25 protein-coding genes and 1 tRNA gene are annotated in these 23,389 nt (G+C 57.8%); 19 read left to right on the top strand and 7 right to left on the bottom strand.

Annotated features, from left to right (window positions below; all coding sequences use genetic code 11):
* The 5 genes from ACEN2R_RS02145 to ACEN2R_RS02125 are packed head-to-tail and all read left to right on the top strand — an operon-like array spanning position 1 to position 2,966.
* The gene (locus tag ACEN2R_RS02145; protein ID WP_442038735.1) at positions 1-468 is read left to right on the top strand and encodes an HPr kinase/phosphorylase; all 468 of its coding nucleotides are present in this window, start codon (positions 1-3) and stop codon (positions 466-468) included.
* Entirely contained in the window at positions 465-1,388 is a 924-nt protein-coding gene (gene rapZ, locus ACEN2R_RS02140; protein ID WP_442038733.1) for an RNase adapter RapZ, read from the top strand. Before ACEN2R_RS02145 ends, rapZ begins: the two co-directional genes overlap by 4 nt.
* Positions 1,389-1,393: 5 nt before the next feature.
* On the top strand, positions 1,394-1,774 hold the full coding sequence (locus ACEN2R_RS02135; RefSeq protein WP_442038731.1) for a PTS sugar transporter subunit IIA: 381 nt from the start codon (positions 1,394-1,396) through the stop codon (positions 1,772-1,774).
* 19 nt (positions 1,775-1,793) lie between these two features.
* Complete coding sequence (locus tag ACEN2R_RS02130; protein WP_442038729.1) at positions 1,794-2,069, top strand: HPr family phosphocarrier protein; 276 nt, start codon at positions 1,794-1,796, stop codon at positions 2,067-2,069.
* Between the two features lie 60 nt (positions 2,070-2,129).
* On the top strand, positions 2,130-2,966 hold the full coding sequence (locus ACEN2R_RS02125; RefSeq protein WP_442038727.1) for a lysophospholipid acyltransferase family protein: 837 nt from the start codon (positions 2,130-2,132) through the stop codon (positions 2,964-2,966).
* Here the strand turns inward: ACEN2R_RS02125 and ACEN2R_RS02120 are convergent.
* Complete coding sequence (locus ACEN2R_RS02120; RefSeq protein ID WP_442038725.1) at positions 2,963-3,838, bottom strand: 3-hydroxybutyryl-CoA dehydrogenase; 876 nt, start codon at positions 3,836-3,838, stop codon at positions 2,963-2,965. The two genes, ACEN2R_RS02125 and ACEN2R_RS02120, sit on opposite strands and share 4 nt — an antisense overlap.
* A 160-nt stretch (positions 3,839-3,998) precedes the next feature.
* Between ACEN2R_RS02120 and ACEN2R_RS02115 the strand changes: the two genes are divergently transcribed.
* Complete coding sequence (locus ACEN2R_RS02115; protein ID WP_442038723.1) at positions 3,999-4,826, top strand: DUF6473 family protein; 828 nt, start codon at positions 3,999-4,001, stop codon at positions 4,824-4,826.
* Between the two features lie 54 nt (positions 4,827-4,880).
* Here ACEN2R_RS02115 and ACEN2R_RS02110 read toward each other — a convergent pair whose 3' ends face one another.
* The 6 genes from ACEN2R_RS02110 to ACEN2R_RS02085 form a co-directional block, all read right to left on the bottom strand.
* A complete protein-coding gene (locus ACEN2R_RS02110; protein WP_442038721.1) occupies positions 4,881-5,807 on the bottom strand; it encodes an FAD-binding protein in 927 nt (308 codons plus the stop codon).
* The gene (locus ACEN2R_RS02105) at positions 5,807-6,565 is read right to left on the bottom strand and encodes an electron transfer flavoprotein subunit beta/FixA family protein (RefSeq protein ID WP_442038719.1); all 759 of its coding nucleotides are present in this window, start codon (positions 6,563-6,565) and stop codon (positions 5,807-5,809) included. The genes ACEN2R_RS02110 and ACEN2R_RS02105 overlap by 1 nt, the downstream gene beginning before the upstream one ends.
* Before the next feature lie 146 nt (positions 6,566-6,711).
* The gene (locus tag ACEN2R_RS02100) at positions 6,712-7,284 is read right to left on the bottom strand and encodes a cob(I)yrinic acid a,c-diamide adenosyltransferase (protein ID WP_442038717.1); all 573 of its coding nucleotides are present in this window, start codon (positions 7,282-7,284) and stop codon (positions 6,712-6,714) included.
* A 1-nt stretch (position 7,285) separates the two neighbouring features.
* On the bottom strand, positions 7,286-7,492 hold the full coding sequence (locus ACEN2R_RS02095) for a twin transmembrane helix small protein (RefSeq protein WP_442038715.1): 207 nt from the start codon (positions 7,490-7,492) through the stop codon (positions 7,286-7,288).
* A 63-nt stretch (positions 7,493-7,555) separates the two neighbouring features.
* The gene (locus ACEN2R_RS02090) at positions 7,556-8,383 is read right to left on the bottom strand and encodes an SDR family NAD(P)-dependent oxidoreductase (protein WP_442038713.1); all 828 of its coding nucleotides are present in this window, start codon (positions 8,381-8,383) and stop codon (positions 7,556-7,558) included.
* 62 nt (positions 8,384-8,445) lie between these two features.
* The gene (locus ACEN2R_RS02085) at positions 8,446-8,916 is read right to left on the bottom strand and encodes an SH3 domain-containing protein (protein ID WP_442038711.1); all 471 of its coding nucleotides are present in this window, start codon (positions 8,914-8,916) and stop codon (positions 8,446-8,448) included.
* A 126-nt stretch (positions 8,917-9,042) separates the two neighbouring features.
* Here ACEN2R_RS02085 and ACEN2R_RS02080 point away from each other — a divergent pair, with 126 nt between their 5' ends.
* From ACEN2R_RS02080 to rpoB, 13 genes are all read left to right on the top strand, one after another.
* A complete protein-coding gene (locus ACEN2R_RS02080; protein WP_442038709.1) occupies positions 9,043-11,391 on the top strand; it encodes a DNA topoisomerase IV subunit A in 2,349 nt (782 codons plus the stop codon).
* Between the two features lie 89 nt (positions 11,392-11,480).
* Positions 11,481-12,077: a hypothetical protein gene (locus ACEN2R_RS02075; protein WP_442038707.1), complete on the top strand. Its 597-nt coding sequence runs from the start codon at positions 11,481-11,483 to the stop codon at positions 12,075-12,077.
* A gap of 88 nt (positions 12,078-12,165) precedes the next feature.
* Complete coding sequence (gene tuf / locus ACEN2R_RS02070) at positions 12,166-13,341, top strand: elongation factor Tu (RefSeq protein WP_442038675.1); 1,176 nt, start codon at positions 12,166-12,168, stop codon at positions 13,339-13,341.
* A 144-nt stretch (positions 13,342-13,485) separates the two neighbouring features.
* Complete coding sequence (locus ACEN2R_RS02065) at positions 13,486-14,454, top strand: zinc transporter ZntB (protein ID WP_442038705.1); 969 nt, start codon at positions 13,486-13,488, stop codon at positions 14,452-14,454.
* Between the two features lie 61 nt (positions 14,455-14,515).
* Positions 14,516-14,591, top strand: a tRNA-Trp gene (locus tag ACEN2R_RS02060).
* Positions 14,592-14,640: 49 nt separating this feature from the next.
* Positions 14,641-15,519 (top strand): hypothetical protein, encoded by an 879-nt coding sequence (locus ACEN2R_RS02055; RefSeq protein WP_442038703.1) that lies wholly within the window; start codon positions 14,641-14,643, stop codon positions 15,517-15,519.
* Positions 15,520-15,615: 96 nt separating this feature from the next.
* Positions 15,616-15,813: a preprotein translocase subunit SecE gene (gene secE / locus ACEN2R_RS02050; RefSeq protein WP_442038701.1), complete on the top strand. Its 198-nt coding sequence runs from the start codon at positions 15,616-15,618 to the stop codon at positions 15,811-15,813.
* A gap of 184 nt (positions 15,814-15,997) precedes the next feature.
* Entirely contained in the window at positions 15,998-16,531 is a 534-nt protein-coding gene (gene nusG, locus ACEN2R_RS02045; RefSeq protein WP_442038699.1) for a transcription termination/antitermination protein NusG, read from the top strand.
* Positions 16,532-16,638: 107 nt separating this feature from the next.
* Positions 16,639-17,091, top strand: a complete 453-nt coding sequence (rplK, locus tag ACEN2R_RS02040; protein ID WP_442038697.1) for a 50S ribosomal protein L11 — start codon at positions 16,639-16,641, stop codon at positions 17,089-17,091.
* A gap of 5 nt (positions 17,092-17,096) precedes the next feature.
* Positions 17,097-17,795, top strand: coding sequence for a 50S ribosomal protein L1 (gene rplA / locus ACEN2R_RS02035; RefSeq protein WP_442038695.1), 699 nt, complete (start codon positions 17,097-17,099; stop codon positions 17,793-17,795).
* A 248-nt stretch (positions 17,796-18,043) separates the two neighbouring features.
* A complete protein-coding gene (rplJ, locus tag ACEN2R_RS02030) occupies positions 18,044-18,559 on the top strand; it encodes a 50S ribosomal protein L10 (RefSeq protein WP_442038693.1) in 516 nt (171 codons plus the stop codon).
* 67 nt (positions 18,560-18,626) lie between these two features.
* Positions 18,627-18,998, top strand: a complete 372-nt coding sequence (gene rplL / locus ACEN2R_RS02025; RefSeq protein WP_442038691.1) for a 50S ribosomal protein L7/L12 — start codon at positions 18,627-18,629, stop codon at positions 18,996-18,998.
* A gap of 246 nt (positions 18,999-19,244) precedes the next feature.
* Positions 19,245-23,384 carry a DNA-directed RNA polymerase subunit beta gene (rpoB, locus tag ACEN2R_RS02020; RefSeq protein WP_442038689.1) on the top strand — a complete coding sequence of 1,380 codons (4,140 nt, stop codon included), beginning with the start codon at positions 19,245-19,247 and terminating at the stop codon, positions 23,382-23,384.
* Positions 23,385-23,389: the final 5 nt, after the last annotated feature.

The raw sequence follows: 23,389 nt of genomic DNA, 5'->3' as shown, positions 1-23,389 counted from the left end.
ATGACACATAGATCAGACCACGCCGCATCGCCCGAAGATGGCACTGACAACGGCCCCCGGACGCTACATGCGACAACTGTTTGCTTCGCGGGGCAGGGGCTTTTGATTCTCGGCGCAGCAGGAAGCGGAAAATCCTCTCTGGCTTTGCAGTTGCTGGCCTATGGCGCGGATTTGGTGTCTGACGACCGCACCATCGTGACGGACCGGGAGGGTGTCGTCTTCGCCACTGCGCCGACCGCCTTGCGCGGAAAGATCGAAGCGCGGGGCATCGGCATTCTTGCGGTCAAACCCGCCCCGGCATGTCCTGTTGTGTTGGTTGTTGATATGGACCAGACTGAAGAGGCCCGATTGCCACCCGAGAGAGAGATCACGATCCTGACCCACCGTATACCCCTATTATACAAGGCCGAGAACGCAGCATTTTCCGCGGCGGTTTTGCAATTTCTGCGCGGGGGGCGTTGTGTATGACCGGGTATGATTGGCCAGCCTTTTCACCGGATGACGAGCGGCGCGTCGTGCTTGTGACGGGGCCTTCCGGTGCGGGGCGGTCGACAGCGATCAACGTGCTTGAGGATATCGGTTTCGAGGCGATCGACAATCTGCCACTCACGCTTTTGCCACGTCTTCTTGATGGCCCGCCGATCGGTCGGCCTTTGGCCTTGGGGCTGGACGTTCGCAATCGCGATTTCAGTGTTGCGGGCCTGATCGAAGCGATCGACCGGTTTACCGCGTCGCCGGGTGTGACAGCGCAGTTGCTGTATCTGGATGCGACTGCCGATGTCCTGCTGCGCCGTTTTTCGGAAACGCGCCGCCGCCATCCGATGGCCCCCGGCGAAAGCCCGGACCAAGGTATTGCAAGGGAATTCGATCTGCTTGTTCCGATACGGACCCGCGCAGATGTTCTTATCGACACATCCGACTTGTCGCCACATGACCTGCGGGCCGAGGTAGAGCGTTGGTTCGCGCCAGAGGGCACACATAAACTTGCGCTGTCGGTGCATTCCTTTTCTTACAAGCGCGGTGTTCCACGCGGAATCGATATGGTGTTTGACTGCCGGTTTCTGAAAAATCCCTATTGGCAGGAAAACCTGCGTCAGGCCGATGGCCGAAGCGTTGATGTGGCTGAATATGTTGAAGGCGACGAACGGTTTGCGCCCTTCTTCGACAAGATACTGGATCTGGTATTGCTTCTTCTTCCTGCCTATATGGAGGAAGGAAAGTCGCATCTGTCGATTGGCTTCGGCTGCACCGGTGGGCAACACAGGTCTGTTGCCGTTGCGGAAAAAATCGCTATTGCGCTTGCGAAGGCTGAATGGCCGGTGTCTATTCGCCATCGGGAATTGGAACGTAGGGCCGCAGTTGTGCCGCCCCAGAAAAAGTCAGGGTGAACCGCGTGATCGGTATCGTGATCGTCGCGCATGGGGGACTAGCCAAAGAGTATTTGGCTGCTGTCGAACATGTTGTCGGCAAGCAATCAGGTATTATTGCGATCGCCATAGAAGATAATCATGACCGGGATGTGAAGCAGGCCGAAATCTGCGATGCGGCCGATCTTGTGGATGAGGGGGATGGCGTTGTTGTGGTAACGGATATGTTCGGCGGATCACCGTCGAATTTGTCCCTGCGCGCCTGTAGTCCTGACAACCGGAAAATCCTGTATGGCGCGAATCTGCCGATGCTGATCAAGCTTGCAAAAAGCCGCACGAAACCTGTCCCTGACGCGGTAAGATCTGCCCTGGATGCAGGGCGAAAATACATCGACAGCTTCGACTGAGAAACGAGTAAACAAGCGTATGAACCAGATAAAGCGAAGCTTTCGGATCGTGAATGAAAAGGGGCTTCATGCCCGGGCGTCGGCCAAACTGGTCGAGGTTGTCGAAGCGCATGACGCGCGCGCGAATGTGTTCAAGGACGGGTTAACTGCCTCGGGCGACAGCATCATGGGGCTTTTGATGTTGGCAGCATCCAAGGGAACCTCTATCGATGTCGAGACCAGCGGCGCAGATGCCGAGAAACTGGCAGATGCGCTTGAAGCTTTGGTCGCAGACCGCTTTGGCGAAGCTTTTTAGTCGCGCAGCCGGCACAAAATTCGGAATATCATTGTGGATGACAGGTTTCAGGATACGAGCATGACCGATCCGGCCTATGTACCCTATGACAAGCGCAGGCTGTCGTATTCCACCACGTTTACCGACCCGAAAAAGATTATCGCCATTCGCGCACTGGAGTGGATGACGGGTAAAATCACCCTGCTCCGCCTGATCCGGAAATTTGAGCAAGCCGGGGTCAGCAGCGGCCAGGCGTTCTGGACACAGGCGTTGGATGTGATGGGGATCAAGGTGATGACTCCCGCATCGCAAACCAGCCTTATTCCCGCAACGGGCCCGGTAGTGGTTGTCGCGAACCATCCGCACGGTCTGGTGGATGGCATTGTGCTGGCCAATCTGATTGGCTGTGTCCGGGAAGACTATAAAATCCTGACGCGCAATCTTTTGACGGGCGTGGATGAAATAAAGCAGTTCATGCTGCCCGTGGCGTTCCCGCACGAAGACAATGCGCTGGAGCAGAACCTTGCGATGCGGAAAACCGCGATGGAGCACCTGAAGGCAGGGGGGCTGGTTGTGCTGTTCCCGTCGGGGTCCGTCGCCAGCGCGAAAACCCTGTTTGGCGAGGCTGTCGAGGCCGAATGGAACCCGTTTACCGCCAAGATGATCCAACGCAGTGGCGCGGCTGTGGTCCCAATCTTCTTTCCGGGCCAGAACTCAAGGATGTACCAGATTGCTGCGCAGGTTTCGCCTACTGTTCGGCAGGGTTTGTTGCTGCACGAGGTGGTTTATTCGCTTAACAAGCCGCAGTTCCCGGTGATCGGTCCGCCTATCTTTCCAAGCGAAACAACCGAATGGTCCAGCAATCCGCGTGGTTTTATGGCGTGGCTGCGTGACCTGACTTTGGCGATGAAACCCTAGCGCGTCGGGACAGGCTCGGGTCCACGGTAATCATAGAAACCCCGGTCCGTTTTCCGTCCCAGCCAGCCCGCCTCAACATATTTCGTCAGCAGGGGGCAGGGCCGGTATTTGGTGTCGGCCAGCCCGTCGTGCAGCACGTTCATGATCGAAAGACATGTGTCCAGACCAATGAAATCGGCCAATTCAAGCGGCCCCATCGGGTGGTTGGCACCAAGTTTCAGGGATGTGTCGATGGATTTCACCGATCCTACGCCTTCGTAAAGGGTATAGATCGCCTCGTTGATCATGGGCATCAGGATGCGGTTCACGATGAACCCGGGAAAATCCTCGGCCGAGGCAGAGGTCTTGCCCAGCTTTTCAACGACGGCCAGACAGGCGTTGAATGTCTCTTCGTTGGTTGCGATACCGCGGATCAGTTCCACCAACTGCATGATCGGGACGGGGTTCATAAAGTGAAACCCCATGAATTTCTCGGGCCGGTCCGTGCGCGACGCCAGACGCGTGATCGAGATAGACGACGTGTTCGATGTCAATATCGTCGAAGGTTTCAGGTGCGGTAGAAGGTCCTCGAAGATGGCGGTCTTGACGGTTTCACGCTCTGTCGCGGCTTCGATCACCAGATCGCTTTGCCCCAGATCCGCCAGTTTCAACGTCGTCTTGATGCGCGCCATTGTCTTGGCAACATCTTCGGCGCTGATTTTTTCGCGCTGTACCTGACGATCAAGGTTGCGCTGAATAAGCGCCACGGCACTATCCAGACTGTCCTGCGAAATGTCGGTCATCAACACGTCAAAACCGGCCAATGCGAATACATGGGCGATTCCGTTGCCCATTTGGCCCGCGCCGACGATCCCGACTGATTTGATTTCCATACCGATGCCCCTTGCCTGTTCGCCGCAACCTTATCGGCGGTCCCCCGCACGGCGCAAGGGCGAAGCCCGAACAAAGATTGACTAAACTTTTCCCTTTAGCAGATTGGAAACCCAAGCACGGCAGATTGACCAAGGGTGAGTCGAAAACGTGGTGGGAAAAATGGCCTATGAAAACCTTGGCGCAAACGCGCTTGATTACTATCCGTGCCGGTATGGCAAGTCGAGACTGACGTTTCGCGGACCTCGTCGGGGGTTGGAGGGGCGGTATATTGCGGCTCTTGGCGGGACGGAAACCTATGGCAAGTTCATAAGATCCCCCTATCCGCAACGGGTAGAGGAACTGAGCGGGATTACGACGGTGAATTTTGGATGCATGAATGCGGGCGCGGATGTGTTCATTCAGGACCCGACTGTTCTTGGCGCATGCTCGGGTGCGCATGTGACCATTGTTCAGGTTATGGGTGTGCAGAATATGTCGAACCGGTTCTATGCCGTGCATCCGCGCCGGAACGACAGGTTCCTGCGCGCGTCCAGTTTGATGAAATCAATCTTTCGCGATGTGGATTTTACCGATTTCAATTTTACGCGACATCTGCTGGGCACGCTTTATCATCAATCTCCGGAAAAGTTCGAAATTCTGCGGGAAGAGCTGAAAGACGCGTGGTATGCGCGCATGTCCGCGCTTCTGGGTAAGATCGAGGGCAAAACGGTGCTATTGTGGATGGCCGGTCATACGCCGGATGATTACGATAAGGTTCGGCAACTGGGCTGCGATCCGCTTTTCGTTGACCGGCAAATGATCGAGAGAATCCGCCCTTTGGTCACCAGAGTGGTAGAGGTCGTTCCTTCGGACGCGGCGCTGATGATGGGAAGCAGTGGTATGGTCTATTCTTCGATGGAGGGGCCCATTGCGAAAGAAATGCTCGGTGTCGGCGCACATGAAGAAGTGGCGTGGGCCTTGGCCGATGTCCTGGCGGAAATGACTTGAAATACAAAAGGCCCGCCGGTTCAGGGCGGGCCTTTTGCCGTGCAGTTGACTGGCTTACAGCTTTTCGATCAACTCCGGCACTGCAGTGAACAGATCAGCGACCAATCCGAAGTCGGCAACCTGAAAGATCGGCGCTTCTTCGTCTTTGTTGATCGCGACGATGACCTTCGAATCTTTCATTCCGGCCAAATGCTGGATCGCGCCGGAAATCCCGACAGCGATGTAAAGGTCCGGCGCGACGACCTTGCCGGTTTGCCCGACCTGCCAGTCGTTCGGTGCATAGCCGCTGTCGACGGCCGCGCGGGACGCGCCGACCGCCGCACCCAGTTTGTCGGCCAGCGTTTCGATCAAGGCAAAATCCGCCTCGGACCCGACACCGCGACCACCGGAGACAACGACACCGGCAGAGGTCAGCTCGGGGCGATCAGAGGCGGCAACCTTGTCTTCGACCCATTCGGACAGGCCACTGCTTGCGCTGTTTCCGATGGTTTCGACCGGTGCGGCATTGCCAGCCGCAGCCGCGTCGAACCCGGCGGTGCGGATCGTCATGACCTTGACGCTGTCGGACGATTTCACTGTCTGGATCGCATTTCCGGCATAGATCGGGCGCTCGAACGTCTCGGCGTCGATGACTGCGGTGACGTCAGAAATCATCATCACGTCAAGGAGTGCAGCGACCCGGGGCAGAACATTCTTGGCATCCGACGTCGAAGGGGCCGCGATTTGGGCATAGTTCCCGGCCAGTGACACGATCAGATCGGCGACCGGCTCGGCCAAGGTATGGCAAAACCCGTGGTCGCCCGCAAAGAGCACTTTGCCGACGCCCGACAACGTGGCGGCTTCGGCGGCTGCGGCATCGCCGCCCTGCCCGGCAACGAGCACATGGATTTCGCCCAGTGGCGCCAGCGCGGTCAGGGTTTTTGCAACCGCGTCCGTGGCAAGCTGCCCGTTCGCGACTTCTGCAAGGAGAAGAACAGCCATCAGATTGCCCCCACTTCTTTAAGTTTCGAAACCAGTTCGTCCACCGAACCAACCTTTATACCGGCCTTGCGTGTGCTTGGTTCTACGGTTTTTTGGACGACAAGGCGCGGCGTGACGTCGACGCCATAGTCGGCTGCGGTTTTCTCGTCTAACTGCTTTTTCTTGGCCTTCATGATGTTCGGCAAAGAGGCATAGCGCGGCTCGTTCAGGCGAAGATCGACTGTGACGACTGCCGGCATTTTGACCGAAATCGTCTGAAGGCCGCCGTCCACTTCGCGTGTGACGGTGGCGGTGTCACCTGCGATGTCCAGCTTGGACGCGAATGTTGCCTGCGACCACCCCAGAAGCGCAGCCAACATCTGGCCGGTTGCGTTCATGTCATTGTCGATCGCTTGCTTGCCGCACAGGATCAGGCCTGGCTGCTCTTCATCGACGACAGCCTTCAACAATTTGGCCACGGCCAGCGGTTCGATGTCATTGTGCACATCTTCCGAGGCGATGATCAGGATCGCGCGGTCGGCACCCATGGCCAATGCCGTGCGCAGGGTTTCTTGCGATTGCTTCACGCCAATGGAAACCGCGATGATTTCATCGACCTGACCGGCCTCTTTCAGCCGGATTGCCTGTTCGACGGCAATTTCGTCAAACGGGTTCATCGACATTTTGACATTCGCAAGATCGACGCCGCTGCCATCCGCTTTGACACGAACTTTCACGTTATAGTCGATCACGCGTTTGACTGGTACGAGCACCTTCATCGGCGTGTAACTCCCTTAAATCATGGGGCGGACATGCAGCCCCGTCCAAGCTCTCGCAATTTTATTACCCAATGGCCGCGCGGGAAAACAGGGCAAAATCGACAAGATGCGGTTCATGGACGCCGCGTTTCTTTATTTTTCGGTGATTAGCGGTTTTTACCGGGCACCCACAACACGTCGTCCTTGCCGTCATTGTTGGCGATGCGCCCCGCGACAAAGAACCAGTCAGACAGACGGTTCAGGTATTTGACCGCAGCGGGGTTGATCGATTCCAGTGTGGCAAGCTCTACCGTGAGGCGTTCCGCGCGCCGTGATACCGTTCGGCACAGGTGAAGATGAGCGGCAAGGGCGGACCCGCCGGGCAAAATGAAGGACCGCAGGGGCTCCAGAACGGCGTTCATCACGTCGATTTCACGTTCCAGGCGCGTGACTTGTGCGTCGGCCATGCGCAAAGGCGGATAGTCGGATGTCACGTCTTTTTCCATGTCGGGGCGGCACAGATCCGCGCCAAGATCGAACAGGTCGTTTTGAATCATTGCCAGCAGGGCGTCCATTTCACCGGTGGAATGCTGGCGGGCAAGGCCGACGGTGGCATTTGCCTCGTCCACCGTGCCATAGGCGTTAACGCGGATAGAATGCTTTGCGACACGGGCACCGTTACCCAGCGCGGTTTCCCCGTCGTCGCCGGTTTTTGTGTAGATCTTGTTCAGAACAACCATCTCAATTCCCCATGCGGCGGACGAAAACGAACAAAAGAATCACAATCACGGCGACAGCCTGAGCGGCGATTCGGTAGCGCATGATCTTGTTCGCGTGCTTCTTGTTGAACTCTCCTCCCTTGGCGAAGGTGCCGATACCGAACATCAGTATGCCCACCACAACCAGCACCGAAACGGCGACGAGAATAAAAAGCGGATCTTTTAACATAAGTCTGTCCTTTGTTGTTTCGGGGCGACTTAGCGGTGGCAAGGGAAAAGGCGAACCCCAAGGTCATGCTTTCGCGATTATCCAGTCCAGCGCGCGGGTCGACAGAATACGGCGTAAGAACCCCATAACATAGGTGGGGGTCGTGACATAATAGCGCGGACGGGGTTTGGCGCTTTCCAGCGCGTGCACCAGTTTCGCGCTGACCGCAGAGGCGGGCAATTCGAACGTGTCCGGGCCGCTGGACGCGTAAAGCCGCGTTTTCAGCGCGTCGTATTGCGTGGCGCGGGCAGAGCCTTGCCAGTCGATCCATTTTTCGAAATGCGGAATCGAATTGACGCGGATCTTGCTGGTGACCGGGCCGGGCTCGATCAGGATGATTTTTATATCGGTGTCGCGCATTTCGATCCGCAGGGTGTCGGTCAGCCCTTCCATCGCAAATTTGGTTGAATTGTAGGCCCCGCGCCATTTCAGCGCAGCAAGGCCCAGAACGGACGAGCAGTTGATGATCCGCCCATGGCCCTGCGCACGCATGACAGGGATCACCCGGCATGTCAGATCGTGATACCCGAACAGGTTTGTCTCGAAGATAGAGCGCAGGGCGGCGCGCGGCAGATCCTCGACGGCGCCCGGAATTCCGAACGCGCCGTTGTTATACAGGGCATCGAGCGTGCCACCTGTGCGGGAGAGGACGTTGGAAAGGGCAACCTGAATGCTGGATTCATTAGCATAATCAAGGGGAAAGCTTTCCAGGCCTTCGGCGATCAAGCGGTCGCAATCGTTCTGTGACCGGCAGGTGGCAAAGACGCGCCACCCCCGTTTGGCCAATGTATGGGCCGCGTCATAGCCTATGCCGGACGAACATCCGGTTATCAGGATGGATTTTTGTGCCACAAGACTGCCCCAAGAGAATTTTGGGCAAGTTATGGCATATGGGTAAAGACCTCAATCGGGCATTATCCGGGTGGGTTGATGCGCAGGAACGTCTTGGCCATGAAGCCCTCAATCCCGCTGCCCACATGCCGAATCCGGACCCAGCCGTCATCATTCGTCTGCAACGCGATCGCCTTTGTGCCGAATTCGAGTTTGGCAAGAATTGCACTTTTTGTAGTGGGTTCGGCACGAAGGTTGACACGGGCACCGATCACATACCGGACGTTTTCCGCCTCTGGCTGCTTTTTGATTGCCCGCTGTGCGGCCTCTGTCGGCACGACCAACGGGTTGACCTGCGGCGTTTTGGCGTTTGCCGGAATGACCTGCTTTTCCGTGGAAAATTCAGTGTCCTTTGTGATCGTGTGCGTGGCGGCAAAGGGCGACTGGCTGACCCTTGCGGTCTGTGTCCGCGCGGGTTGCGCGGTCTCGCCGTTGCCTGCGATCAACAGAACCAACCAAACGCCAAGCCCCAACAGGGCCGCCAACCTGACCATTTTCTTTCTCCGGTTTATGTCTGGAGCGACCATAGAAAATCCTGTCGGCGGCGGTACGGGGAAAGAATTGGCGATATCGTCAGTTGGATTCTTTACCTGTGATTGCCACAGAGGTATCACCAAGCCATGAACGACATTATTATTCCGCCCGAAGATGACCCTCGCAATGTGTCCGAACCGCTGCGCCGCGCGCTTGGCGACCGGTATCTGACCTATGCGCTATCGACAATCATGCACCGCGCCCTGCCGGATGCGCGCGACGGGTTGAAGCCTGTTCACCGCCGCATTCTTTACGCGATGCGAGAGCTGAAGCTGGCCTCGAACGGTGGTTTCCGGAAATCGGCCAAGATCAGCGGCGATGTGATGGGCAACTATCACCCCCACGGTGATGCCGCGATTTACGACGCGATGGCCCGTTTGGCGCAGGATTTCAACGTGCGCTATCCGTTGGTCGACGGGCAGGGCAACTTTGGCAACATCGACGGTGATAACCCCGCTGCCGCGCGGTATACAGAGGCGCGGATGACCGCCGCTGCCGAGGCCCTGCTAGAGGGGCTATCGGAAAACGCCGTCGATTTCCGCGAGAATTATGACGGCACGCTGACCGAACCTGTGGTCTTGCCTGCGTCGTTTCCCAACCTTCTTGCCAACGGGTCCAGCGGGATCGCGGTGGGCATGGCCACGAATATCCCCCCGCATAACATCGGAGAGTTGATTGATGCCTGTCTGCATCTGATCAAGACACCGGATGCGCGGGACGAGACCCTGATGAACTATGTTCAGGGGCCGGATTTTCCGACCGGCGGCACGATTGTCGAGCCACGAGAGAATATGATCGAGGCCTACCGCACCGGGCGCGGATCGTTCCGGCTGCGGGCCAAGTGGGAGGTCGAGGATCTGGGGCGCGGCCAGTGGCAGATTGTTGTCACCGAGATCCCCTATCAGGTTCAGAAATCCAAGCTGATCGAAAAGATCGCCGAGTTGCTTCAGAACAAGAAGATCCTTGTTCTGGGCGATGTGCGGGACGAATCCGCCGAGGATGTCCGGCTGGTGCTGGAGCCGAAATCGCGCAACGTCGATCCAGAGGTTCTGATGGGCATGATGTTCCGCCAGACGGAACTGGAAGTGCGGTTCAGCATGAACATGAACGTGCTGATCGACGGGCGCACGCCCAAGGTTTGCAGCATGAAAGAGGTGCTGCGCGCGTTCCTTGATCACCGCCGCGAGGTTTTGGTCCGGCGCAGCCAGTACCGGATGGACAAGATCGACCACCGGTTGGAAATTCTCGAAGGCTTTATCATTGCCTTCCTCAATCTGGACCGCGTGATCGACATTATCCGCTATGACAACGACCCCAAGTCCGCCCTGATGGTCGAGGACTGGGGCAGGGATCATGTCCGCGCGGTGTCTGAGAAGGACTATGTTTCGCCGGTTGCCTTGGCGGCGGGCGAAGAGTTCACGCTGAGCGAGGTTCAGGCCGAGGCGATCCTGAACATGCGTCTGCGGTCCTTGCGGCGTCTGGAAGAGATCGAGCTGGTGCGCGAACGCGACGCGCTGATGCTGGAGCGGGCCGAAATCGAAGACCTGCTGGACAGCGAGACGTTGCAGTGGAACCGGATTTCGGAACAGCTGCGCGACACCCGCAAACAATTCGGCAAAGACAGTGTCGGCGGGGCGCGGCGCACGATGTTCGGAGAGTTTGCCGAGATGGGCGATGTGCCGATCGAGGCGATGATCGAGCGCGAGTCAATCACGGTTGTCTGCTCCCGGATGGGCTGGATCCGCGCGATGAAGGGTCATGTCGCGCTGGATCAGGAGCTGAAGTTCAAGGATGGCGACGCGGGGCGTTTTGCCTTCCACGCCGAGACCACGGACCGGCTGCTGGTGTTTGGCAGCAACGGGCGATTCTACACGGTGGGGGCGCATTTGCTGCCCGGCGGGCGCGGCATGGGCGAACCGCTGCGGCTGATGGTCGATCTGCCGAACGACACTGAAATCGTAGATATGTTCATCCATGTTCCCGGGCGAAAACTGCTGGTCGCGTCCAATGCCGGCGACGGGTTTGTCGTGCCCGAAGATGATGTGATCGCGCAGACCCGTGCCGGCAAGCAGGTGCTGAACGTCAAGGACGATGCGAAGGCTGCCATCTGTATTCCGGTCAAGGGCGACCATGTTGCCGTAATCAGCGAGAACGGCAAGTTTCTGGTCTTCCCCGCGGCCGAGATGCCGGAAATGGGACGCGGCAAGGGCGTGCGAATCCAGAAATACAACATGGCGCGTGGGCGTCAGGGGGCGCTGGAACTGGACGGCGGCTTGTCCGACCTGACCACTTTCAACTGGTCGGATGGTCTGTTCTGGTCGATGGGTGGCGGCAAAACGCGGCACGAACCGGACATGACCGAATGGCTGGGTAAACGTGCCGGTGTGGGCAAGCGTCCGCCTTACGGCTTTCCAAGGAACAACAAGTTCAACTAGGCGGTGGATTTCGCCTGCCCGCCATACGCAAGATTGCACCCTGTTCCGTGCTGATCTATCCATGGGACACGTCAAAAAAGGATGCCCCGATGATTTTCAAAGCTGCCCGCCGCGCTGTTCTGGGGCTTGTTCTTGGTGCAAGTCTGGTTGCTTGCACCGCAAAACCCGGTGATCTGGAAGGGCCGCAGCCCGACATGGGCGACTTCAAGCTTGGGTATAATATCGTCGTGGTGAAAGAGCCGCAGATCGGCCCGCTGTCGCGCACGGCCACGGACGAGGAGTGGGAAACCGCCCTGAAGGCAGAGATCGCCAACCGGTTCGGGTCCTATGACGGGGACAAGCTGTACCACATCGGCGTCAAGATCGACGCCTATGCCCTGGGGCAGATCGGCATTCCGGTGCTGGTCAAACCGAAATCGGTTCTGGTTGTCAGCGCCAATATATTCGACGACGCAACGCAGACCAAACTGAACACCGAAGCCAAGCAGTTGACCGTGTTCGAGGATTTGTCGGCGGGATCGGTTCTTGGGTCCGGTCTGACCCAGACGAAAGAACAGCAAATGGTGCGGCTGTCCCGCAATGCGGCATCGGAAATCCAGAAATGGTTGCTGAAAAACCCCGAATGGTTCGGGCTGTCGCCGCTTGCGTCCGAGGTCAAGCCCGAAACGCCCGTAAATAGCAACTGACGCTTGATTTTCCCGCCTCAAGGCTTTAACCGACGCGCGATGTCAATTCGGGTCGAGGTTGACCCCCAGAGCACAAGGCGCCGATCATATGGCAAAGGCAAAGTTTGAGCGTAATAAACCGCACGTTAACATTGGCACGATTGGCCACGTTGACCACGGCAAGACGACGCTGACCGCAGCAATCACGAAGTATTTTGGCGAATTCCGTGCATACGACCAGATTGATGGCGCACCGGAAGAGAAGGCCCGCGGGATCACGATCTCGACGGCGCACGTCGAGTACGAGACAGAGGCGCGTCACTATGCGCACGTCGACTGCCCCGGCCACGCCGACTACGTGAAGAACATGATCACCGGAGCGGCGCAGATGGACGGCGCGATTCTGGTTGTGAACGCGGCCGACGGCCCGATGCCGCAAACGCGCGAGCACATCCTGCTCGGTCGTCAGGTCGGCATCCCGTACATGGTCGTTTACATGAACAAGGTTGACCAGGTCGACGACGCCGAACTGCTGGAGCTGGTCGAGATGGAGATCCGCGAACTGCTGACCTCCTACGAATACCCCGGCGACGACATTCCGGTTATTCCGGGATCGGCTCTGCACGCGATGAACGGCACACAGCCTGAAATCGGCGAGAACTCGATCCGCGCGCTGATGGCGGCTGTTGACGAGTACATCCCGACGCCTGCACGCGCTGTTGACCAGCCGTTCCTGCTGCCGATCGAGGACGTGTTCTCGATTTCCGGTCGCGGCACTGTTGTGACCGGCCGTATCGAGCGTGGCGTGATCAACGTGGGCGAGGAAGTCGAGATTGTCGGCATCCGTGACACGAAGAAATCGGTTTGCACCGGCGTTGAAATGTTCCGCAAGTTGCTGGATCGCGGGGAGGCTGGCGACAACGTTGGCGTTCTGCTGCGCGGCATCGACCGCGAGGGCGTAGAGCGTGGCCAGATCCTGTGCAAGCCAGGTTCGGTCAAGCCGCACACCAAGTTCGAGGCCGAGGCCTACATTCTGACGAAAGAGGAGGGTGGCCGTCACACGCCGTTCTTCGCGAACTACCGCCCGCAGTTCTACTTCCGCACCACGGACGTTACCGGAACCGTTACGCTGCCAGCTGGCACCGAGATGGTTATGCCCGGCGACAACCTGAAGTTCGAAGTCGAACTGATCGCCCCGATCGCGATGGAAGAGAAGCTCCGCTTCGCCATCCGTGAAGGCGGCCGCACCGTCGGTGCCGGCGTCGTGTCCAAGATCCTTGCTTGATTAAAGCGAAAACCGACGACAAAGGGCTGCCTTCGGGCGGCCCTTTTTGTTTGCGGCAGGGGTGATCCGCCGACGCATCTGCCGGTGGCTTGCAATCGCTGCCGAAAAGCGGGCAAGATCGGGCATCCATCGAATGGAGCGGCCATGACCTCCCCTATCCTGTTTGCCCTGGCCCTTGATGGCCACACCAGAGAGCCTTTGGCAGACAAGGCGGCCATCGCACTTTGTGCCTCCGATGCGCTGGGATGGGTGCATCTTGACGCGAACACGGCCGGTGTCGATGCGTGGATAGAACAGAATGCGCCCTATCTTGATAAACATGCTGCCGCAGCGCTGATTGCCGAAGAGACCCGCCCCAGGGCCACGATTATCGGCGATGGCGCCATGGTGTTTCTTCGCGGGGTCAATCTGAACGAGGGTGCCGCCCCCGAAGATATGGTCTCGATCCGGATGTGGCTTGATCCGCATCGGGTGATTTCGGCGGGGCGCCGCAGGATGCGGTCGGTCGAGGACGTTGCCGCTAAAATAACAGAGGGGCACGGGCCTGACACTGTCGGGGTTTTCCTGTGCATGATGGTAGAGCGTTTGACGGCGCGCAACGAGGTGTTCCTGCAATCTTTGGATGAGGCCAGCGACACACTTGAAGAAGCGGTCACAACAGACCCGGCCGTGCATCTGCGCGCGCGCATTCTGGACACACGGATCAAGGTGATCACATTCCGCCGGTTTATCGCCCCCCAGCGAGAAGCGATTTCCGACCTTCTGAATTCCGATCTGAGCTGGCTGACGCAATTGGACCGCCGCCGCCTGAACGAAGACAAGGACCGGCTGACCCGGATGATCGAAGAACTGGACGCGATGCGCGAAAGATTACAGGTCGTGCGCGAGGAATTGTCAAGCGTGCGGGCGGAACGGCTGAACAACAACATCTACATGCTGTCCATCGTATCGGCGATATTTCTTCCGCTGGGATTCTTGACCGGCGTGTTCGGAGTGAACCTTGCGGGGATGCCTGGGGTGTCTTCGCCGATGGCGTTCTGGGTTTTTGCTGGCGGCTTGGTGGTGATAGCGGCAATTGTCCTGTTCATTTTGCGCAGGTTGCGGTGGATTTGACAAACTTCCGAAAACGCCTCTTGATTCCGGTCTGTTTGTGCCGTAACCCCTCGGTCGGCTTAGGGGTTTAGCTCAGTTGGTAGAGCATCGGTCTCCAAAACCGAGGGTCGTGGGTTCGAGTCCCTCAGCCCCTGCCAAGCCAAGGCGTGAATGCGCCCAGTTCTTCGCAAACGAGCTGAGGGCAACATGAAAAAACCAATCATCGTTTCCCTTCACCTTGGTGCGCACAAAACCGCGACGACGCATCTTCAGAAATCGTTAACCGAGAATTCTGATCTTTTGAACACTGCGGGTGTGGCGTATTTTGGTCCGTCCGAATTACGGGCGCCAAGGCAATCCATCCAGCACAAATTCGGGTTTGCGGGAAACAAAAGGATTGACCCTGCGTTTGCCGCAGAGGCTTTGCAGGCTTTGGCCGGGGACTGTCGCCGGGTTGTCCTGTCAGAGGAAAATTATCTTGGTCCGCTTTATGGCGGTGAGGGCAGCGCAGGGCTGCCGCTTTACAGCGCGGCGCATTTGCGTGTCGAGAAGCTGGTAAGGTCGCTTGAAGGGCATCCCGTTTCGCTGTTCCTTGCGGTCAGAGACCCCGCAAGCTTTCTTGTGTCGGCCTATAGTCAGGGCATGATGTCGGGCAAGTATGTGCCCTTTTCTAAATTTGTACGCAGGTTGGACCCTTCCAGGATATTTTGGTCCGAACTGATTGAACGGTTGTCCGGTATCGAAGGCGTGGCAAACACCTATGTATGGCGCCACGAAGACTATCCACGGGTCGCCGAGACGGTCTTGCGCCGGCTGGTCGGGTGGCGCCTTGGGCCGCAGATAAAGCTGTCTGAGGGGCGCGCGCATGTGGGTCTTTCGGCGGGGGCGGTCGACCATATTCTCAATCATACAGGCAAACCTGCGGGGCCAAAGCTGGGGCGGGCGGCGCGCAGGTTGTTCCCGATGACCGACGGGCAGTCAAGATTTCAACCTTGGCGACCAGAGGCTTTGGCGGATAGCAGGGCGGCCTATGACGCCGATCTGGACCGACTGGATGGCATCGACGGCGTCACGTTTTTCAGATAGAAATGTCGCACAGGTTGGTGTGCTGCGTTGGTTAGGCTTGAAAACCGCTTTCAATCGCCGTATCTGCACCGAATTACGAACAAGGGCAGCATGACAATGGCAAAGACAAATCCGGTACAGTTTCTTCATCAGGTCCGGTCTGAAGTTAATAAAGTTGTGTGGCCGACGCGGCGCGAAGTGCTGCTGACGACCGCTATGGTCTTCGTTATGGCCACCATTACGGCGATCTTCTTTTTCTTTGTGGACCTTTCGATCCGCACCGGCTTGCGTGAGCTTCTGGGGATGTTCGGCTGAGAAACCAGCCGTCATGCACTTGAATTCATTCGCATTGGCCTGTAATGCGGGCACATCCATACAGAAAGGCGCGCATCGATTCGAGTTGCGCGCTGTTTTTTGTTCTGGACGCGGCGGGTTAACAGCCTGAAATTTTTGAATTATTCGGCAGTTTTTGTCGAAGATGAACGAGGGCACGGTCAAGATGGCTAAACGTTGGTATTCGGTGAGCGTTCTCTCGAACTTCGAGAAAAAGATCGCCGAGCAGATCAAACATGCCGTTGAGGATGCTGGTCTTGAAGATGAAATCGAAGAAGTACTCGTTCCGACCGAAGAAGTAATCGAGGTGCGCCGCGGCAAGAAAGTCACCGCAGAGCGCCGCTTTATGCCCGGTTACGTTTTGGTGCGGATGGAAATGACCGACCGTGGTTACCACCTGATTTCCTCGATCAATCGCGTTACCGGTTTTCTGGGGCCGCAGGGCCGTCCGATGCCGATGCGCGATGCCGAGGTGAATGCGATTCTGAACCGCGTCGAAGAAGGTCAGGATGCGCCGCGCACCCTGATCCACTTTGAAGTGGGTGAAAAGGTGCAGGTCACCGACGGTCCGTTCGAAGGTTTCGACGGGATGGTCGAAGACGTGGACGAGGGCAACAACCGCTTGAAAGTGTCCGTCTCGATTTTTGGCCGGGCGACCCCGGTCGAACTGGAATTCACGCAGGTGTCCAAGGGCAACTGACGTGTGAACCGGTGGGAGGTTGTCGGGGCGCGCCCCGTACGCCGCACCACTAAACCAAAGACCGCCCGCGACGCGATGTGGGTGCAGGTGATATAAGGAGAGGCCCTATGGCCAAGAAGAAAATGGGAGCGCTGAAGCTGCAGGTGAAAGCCGGGCAAGCCAATCCATCCCCACCCGTCGGCCCAGCATTGGGTCAGCGCGGCATCAACATCATGGAATTCTGCAAGGCGTTCAACGCCAAGACCGCAGATATGGAACCCGGTTCGCCGATCCCGACTGTGATCACCTATTACCAGGACAAGTCGTTCACGATCGAGACCAAATCCTCGCCCGCGTCGTTCTTCCTGAAAAAAGCGGCTGGCCTGAAGCCGGTTGGCAAGCGCAACCGCCCGCAAGGTTCGGTCAAGCCAGGCCACACCACTGTCGGCACCGTGACCATCAAGCAGGTTCGTGAAATCGCGGAAGCGAAGATGAAAGACCTGAACGCAAACGACGTCGAAGCTGCGATGCAGACCATCCTGGGCTCTGCCCGGTCGATGGGTATCGAAGTGAAAGGGTAATCGTCATGGCTAAGTATGGAAAACGGACGATGGCTGCTCGTGCTGCATTTGCTGGCAAAGAGGACCTGACCGTCAAGGATGCGATTTCCTTGGTCAAAGACAACGCAACTGCAAAGTTCGACGAGACCGTCGAGATTGCGCTGTGTCTGGGTGTTGACCCCCGCCACGCTGACCAGATGGTTCGCGGCGTTGTGTCCCTGCCCAACGGCACCGGTAAAACAGTTCGTGTTGCTGTGTTCGCACGGGGCGCAAAAGCCGAAGAAGCCCTGAAGGCCGGTGCCGACATCGTTGGCGCGGAAGACCTGATGGAAATCGTGCAAAGCGGCAAGATCGAGTTCGATCGCTGCATCGCCACACCTGACATGATGCCCATCGTTGGCCGTCTTGGTAAGGTGCTGGGTCCGCGCAACCTGATGCCGAACCCAAAGGTTGGCACGGTTACGATGGACGTCGCTGCTGCTGTTGCAGCTGCAAAAGGCGGCGAAGTGCAGTTTCGCGCTGAAAAAGCCGGTGTCGTTCATGCAGGTATCGGCAAGGTCTCGTTCTCGGCAGAGCAGCTGGAGCAGAACTTGCTGGCCTTCGTTGATGCGGTTAACAAAGCCAAGCCGACAGGCGCCAAGGGCAGCTACATGAAGAAAGTCGCTATTTCTTCGACAATGGGCCCGGGCGTGTCTGTGGACGTTGCGTCCGCGACCGGCAACTAAGAGATTTGCCGGACCGCAAGGTCCGGCAGATGACAGGGCGGTTATCTGCCCTGTCCTGTCCAAGACGGAGGGTGACTGGAAACAGTCTTAATGTCCTTCCTGAGATGGGGATCGAGACGAATTTCTCGGGGTTTTTCCTCGGGTGATTTTGGCCTCGGGACCCTGAAACTAGGACCCGAACGTCGGGGGTAACACCCTTCGGCAAAATTGAGCCGGAAGAGAGTATCTTCCTGAATTGGAGTGAAACTGTGGATAGAGCCCAGAAAGAGAAATTGGTCGAGGAACTCGGCCAGATCTTCGAAAGCTCTGGCGTTGTAGTGGTTGCCCGCTACGAAGGTCTCACGGTTGCTGAAATGCAGGTTCTGCGCGCCCAAATGGGCGAAGCTGGCGGATCCGTACGCGTTGCCAAGAACAAGCTCGCCAAAATCGCCCTTGAAGGTAAGCCCTGCGCTTCTATCGCAGACTTCCTGACGGGCATGACTGTTCTCGCCTATTCCGAGGACCCGGTAGCTGCTGCGAAAGTTGCAGATGCCTATGCCAAGGGGAACGACAAGTTCCAGATCCTTGGGGGTGCTATGGGCGGAACAGCCTTGGACGTCGCCGGTGTTAAGGCCGTCGCACAAATGCCGTCGCGTGAGGAGCTTATTGCTTCGATCGTTGGCTGTATCGGTGCCCCTGCTGCAAACATCGCCGGTGCCATTGGCGCGCCTGCTTCTAACATCGCAAGCATTTTGTCCTCGATCGAGGAAAAGGCTGCGGCCTAAGCAACATGAGCCTTCGTGGGGTTGAAACTACCTTCGTTGGAACACAACTTAATGAACGGAACAGAAAATGGCTGATCTGAAGAAACTTGCCGAAGAGATCGTGGGCCTGACCCTTCTCGAAGCACAAGAACTGAAAACCATCCTCAAGGACGAGTATGGCATCGAGCCCGCAGCTGGCGGCGCAGTGATGATGGCTGGCCCGGCTGCTGCTGGCGAAGCTGCTGAAGAGCAGACTGAATTTGACGTGATCCTGAAGAACGCAGGCGCACAGAAAATCAACGTGATCAAAGAAGTCCGCGCGATCACCGGTCTTGGCCTGAAAGAAGCCAAAGATCTGGTCGAAGCTGGCGGCAAGATCAAAGAAGGCGTTTCGAAAACAGACGCAGAAGACGTCAAAGCCAAGCTGGAAGCAGCTGGCGCAGAAGTCGAAGTCAAGTAATCGGCTGGGGTGCGCCGCACCCCGACGTGCACAAAATGGGCTGGGTCCGAAGCAATTCGGGCCCAGTCGAACCGTTCTTAGAAAGCGCATTCCGCGCGGTGCGTTTTCTAAGGTGTGGTTCAAAGATCGGGAGCAGACCGGTGGGACGGTGTGCAGGTATAGATCGAACCCCCTGTTTCGTGAGCGGCGCGCTTCTGTGGCCCGACAGCCGGTGTGCCCGCGAAAAACTGAAAGGTGAAGACGAGCATGGCTCAGTCCTACGTTGGCCAGAAACGACTCCGCAAGTATTACGGCAAAATCCGTGAAGTTCTTGAAATGCCGAACCTTATCGAGGTTCAGAAGTCTTCTTATGACCTGTTCCTGCGCTCTGGCGACCAGTCGCTGCCGCTGGACGGCGAAGGCATCAAAGGTGTTTTCCAGTCGGTGTTCCCGATCAAGGATTTCAACGAGACCGCTGTTCTTGAGTTCGTGAAATACGAACTGGAAAAACCAAAATATGACGTCGAGGAATGTCAGCAGCGCGACATGACCTACAGCGCCCCGCTGAAGGTCACATTGCGCCTGATCGTGTTCGATGTGGACGAGGATACAGGTGCGAAGTCCGTCAAGGACATCAAGGAACAAGACGTGTTCATGGGCGACATGCCCCTGATGACACCGAACGGCACGTTCGTTGTGAACGGCACCGAGCGTGTGATCGTGTCCCAGATGCACCGGTCGCCCGGTGTGTTCTTCGACCACGACAAGGGCAAGACCCACTCGTCCGGCAAGCTGCTGTTTGCGTGCCGCATTATCCCCTACCGCGGCAGCTGGCTCGATTTCGAATTCGACGCCAAAGACATCGTGTTCGCGCGGATCGACCGTCGTCGCAAGCTTCCTGTCACGACCCTGCTGTATGCGTTGGGTCTGGATCAAGAAGCGATGATGGACGCTTACTACGACACGACTGTTTACAAACTGATGAAGAACAAAGGTTGGGCAACCAAGTTCTTCCCCGAGCGCGTGCGTGGCACCCGTCCGACGTTTGATCTGGTCGATGCCAAAACGGGCGAAGTGATTGCCGAAGCTGGCAAAAAGATTACCCCACGTGAAGTGAAGGCCATTGTCGACGCTGGCAAAGTGTCCGAACTGCTGGTTCCCTTTGACCAGATCATCGGCCGTTTCGTGGCGAAGGACATCATCAACGAAGACACTGGCGCGATCTATGTCGAAGCCGGCGACGAGTTGACGTGGGAGCTCAACAAAGACGGCGATGTGTCCGGCGGCACCCTGAAAGAACTGCTGGATGCAGGTATCACCGACATCCCGGTTCTGGATATCGACAACATCAACGTCGGCCCCTACATCCGTAACACGATGGCGGCTGACAAGAACATGCACCGCGATACCGCGTTGATGGACATCTACCGCGTCATGCGTCCCGGCGAGCCACCGACGGTCGAGGCTGCAAGCCAGCTGTTCGACACGCTGTTTTTCGATAGCGAGCGTTACGATCTGTCTGCTGTTGGCCGTGTAAAAATGAACATGCGTCTGGCTCTGGATGTCGAAGATACCCAGCGCACGTTGCGCCGCGAAGACATCATCGCCTGCATCAAGGCGCTGACCGAACTGCGCGACGGCAAGGGCGACATCGACGACATCGACCACCTCGGCAACCGCCGTGTGCGGTCCGTTGGCGAATTGATGGAAAACCAGTACCGCGTCGGTCTTTTGCGGATGGAACGTGCGATCAAAGAGCGGATGTCCAGCGTCGAGATCGACACTGTGATGCCGCAGGATCTGATCAACGCCAAACCAGCCGCCGCTGCCGTGCGCGAATTCTTCGGCTCTTCGCAGCTGTCGCAGTTCATGGACCAGACCAACCCGCTGTCCGAAGTCACGCACAAGCGCCGCTTGTCCGCGCTTGGGCCTGGCGGTCTGACCCGCGAACGCGCCGGTTTCGAAGTGCGCGACGTTCACCCGACCCACTACGGTCGGATGTGCCCGATCGAGACGCCGGAAGGACCGAACATCGGTCTGATCAACTCGTTGGCGACCTTTGCCCGCGTGAACAAATACGGCTTTATCGAAACACCCTACCGCAAGGTTGTCGACGGCAAGGTGACAGACGAAGTCCAGTATATGTCCGCGACCGAAGAAATGCGTCACACTGTGGCGCAGGCCAACGCGAACCTGGACGAGAACGACCGTTTCGTGAACGACTTGGTGTCGACCCGTAAATCGGGTGAATACACGCTGTCGCCAAACGAAAACGTCGATCTGATCGACGTGTCGCCAAAACAGTTGGTGTCCGTTGCGGCGTCGCTGATTCCCTTCCTTGAAAACGACGACGCCAACCGCGCCTTGATGGGCTCGAACATGATGCGTCAGGCGGTTCCGCTGCTTCAGGCCGAGGCGCCGTTCGTCGGCACCGGCATCGAGCAGATCGTCGCGCAGGACTCTGGTGCTGCGATCATGGCGCGCCGGGCCGGTATCATCGACCAGGTCGATGCGACCCGTATCGTTGTGCGTGCGACCGCCGATCTGGAACCCGGTGATCCGGGCGTTGACATCTACCGTCTGCGCAAGTTCCAGCGGTCGAACCAGAACACCTGCATCAACCAGCGTCCGCTGGTGAAAGTGGGCGAAACCGTTGGCAAGAACGAAGTGATTGCCGATGGTCCGTCCACGGATATGGGCGAACTGGCCCTGGGCAAGAACGTGATCGTCGCGTTTATGCCCTGGAACGGTTACAACTATGAGGACTCGATCCTGATTTCCGAGCGGATCACCCGCGACGACGTCTTTACCTCGATCCACATCGACGAGTTCGAGGTCGCCGCGCGCGACACCAAGCTTGGGCCGGAAGAGATCACTCGCGATATCCCGAACGTCGGTGAAGAAGCGCTGCGCAACCTCGACGAGGCGGGCATCGTTTACATCGGCGCAGAGGTGGGGCCTGCGGATATTCTGGTTGGCAAGATCACGCCAAAAGGCGAAAGCCCGATGACGCCGGAAGAAAAGCTGCTGCGCGCCATCTTTGGCGAAAAAGCATCCGACGTGCGCGACACCTCGTTGCGTCTGCCGCCGGGTGACTTCGGTACTGTTGTGGAAGTGCGTGTGTTCAACCGCCACGGCGTTGAAAAAGACGAACGTGCGTTGCAGATCGAGCGTGAAGAGGTTGAACGTCTGGCTCGTGACCGGGACGACGAGATGGCCATTCTGGATCGCAACATCTATGCACGCTTGCGCACCACGATCCTGAACAAAGTGGCTGTCAAAGGCCCAAAGGGGATCAAGCCGAAGTCGATGATCGACGAGGATCTGCTGGATAACCAGCTGACCCGTGGTCAGTGGTGGCAGCTGGCGCTTGAGGACGAGAAGGACGCGGCGCAAGTCGAGGCCCTGAACGCCCAATACGAAGCGCAAAAGCGGTCTTTGGATGCACGGTTCGAGGATAAGGTAGAGAAGGTTCGCCGCGGCGACGATCTGCCCCCCGGCGTGATGAAAATGGTCAAGGTCTTCGTTGCGGTAAAGCGCAAGCTGCAGCCGGGTGACAAGATGGCCGGACGTCACGGCAACAAAGGTGTTATCTCCAAGGTTGTTCCCATGGAGGACATGCCCTTCCTGGCCGACGGCACCCCTGTCGACTTCTGTCTGAACCCGCTGGGCGTGCCATCGCGCATGAACGTCGGTCAGATTCTGGAAACACATATGGGCTGGGCCGCGCGTGGTCTGGGCCTGAAAATCGACGATGCATTGGGTGAATACCGCCGGTCCGGCGACCTGACCCCGGTGCGCGAAGCAATGCGTATCGCCTATGGTGATGATGTCTACGAAGAGGGCATCACCGGCATGGACGAGGACCGTCTGGTGGAGGCTGCAAGCGCAGTGACACGCGGCGTTCCGATCGCAACGCCGGTTTTCGACGGTGCGAAAGAGGCCGATGTGAACGACTCGCTGATCCGCGCGGGCTTTGACACGTCGGGCCAGTCGATCCTGTTCGACGGCCGCACAGGCGAGCAGTTTGCCCGCCCTGTTACGGTCGGCTGCAAGTATCTGCTGAAACTGCACCACCTTGTGGATGACAAGATCCACGCACGTTCCACCGGACCATACAGCCTTGTCACGCAGCAGCCTTTGGGTGGTAAAGCCCAGTTCGGCGGCCAGCGTTTCGGCGAGATGGAAGTCTGGGCATTGGAAGCTTATGGCGCGGCTTATACCCTGCAAGAGATGCTGACTGTGAAGTCGGATGATGTTGCAGGCCGGACGAAAGTCTACGAGTCGATCGTCAAAGGCGAGGACAACTTCGAGGCAGGTGTGCCCGAATCGTTCAACGTGCTGGTGAAAGAGGTCCGTGGCCTCGGCCTCAATATGGAACTCCTGGATGCGGAGGACGACGAGTAGGGCGG

The organism is Pseudogemmobacter sp. W21_MBD1_M6, assembly GCF_052119585.1.
In the GTDB taxonomy this organism is placed as follows: Bacteria; Pseudomonadota; Alphaproteobacteria; order Rhodobacterales; family Rhodobacteraceae; genus JBGQOJ01.
Note: the sequence above shows the minus strand (reverse complement) of the source record. Positions and strands in the feature narration are given on the sequence as shown.